At 34.5% G+C, this 692-nt stretch carries 1 protein-coding gene; it reads right to left on the bottom strand.

Annotated elements, in window-relative coordinates:
- Positions 1–228: 228 nt before the first annotated feature.
- Positions 229–498: a SlyX family protein gene (locus tag ACS8FD_RS20820; RefSeq protein WP_439260587.1), complete on the bottom strand. Its 270-nt coding sequence runs from the start codon at positions 496–498 to the stop codon at positions 229–231.
- Positions 499–692: the final 194 nt, after the last annotated feature.

Consider the following 692-nt stretch of genomic DNA (forward strand, 5'->3'; position numbering starts at 1 on the left):
TGTCTATCTCCAAACGTCCGCATTGTTTTACTACTTTGTCCTATGTAGACAAGTAAGCAGTATCCGAAGTCAAAGATAGTAAAGTTTTTGGCACACTAAAACAACTGAAAAAAATATTATTTCTCTTTTATGACTAAATAGTCATAAAAGAGTGTTTTTATGTATATAGATGAATATAATAGTTTAGAGAACTTGATCTGTTTTTATAGCTAGTTATAGCTATACGCGCTAGTAATGCGGTGGTCTATCTGCTATTACATCGAATGGTGCAATGCCGTCGTCAGTCCTCTGGCTTTCTACTTGCTTATAGACCAGTTGGAGCTGACGCTGTAACGTATGAATATGCTGGTCTTGACGAGCAATTACCTCATCAAGTCGCTCTACAGTCAATTCAAGATGCGCCATGCTCATTTGTAGATCGACCATTTGTGTTTGTAGTTCAGATAGTTCTATTGCATGATCTTTTTGGTTTGCATTATTCTTTGATGCTGTCTTCATACTTATCTCATTGTCATAATTATTTGTAGCATGGAGCTTATATTATAGGTCATTTATAGGGAACAAAGCATTAACACAGGAATCAAAACCATCTTACTAAAATTTTAATCATAATAGAGGTGATAAAAAGTCCTTGCTTACACTAAAGTCATCTAGCAGCATGTTATACTGTTAACAATTTGGCAATATTCTTT

It is taken from the genome of Psychrobacter sp. 1U2 (assembly GCF_051847575.1).

Excerpts from the sequence above, each read along its gene's own strand:
- ACS8FD_RS20820 (WP_439260587.1), bottom strand. The coding sequence starts at position 498 with ATGAAGACAGCATCAAAGAATAATGCAAACCAAAAAGATCATGCAATA.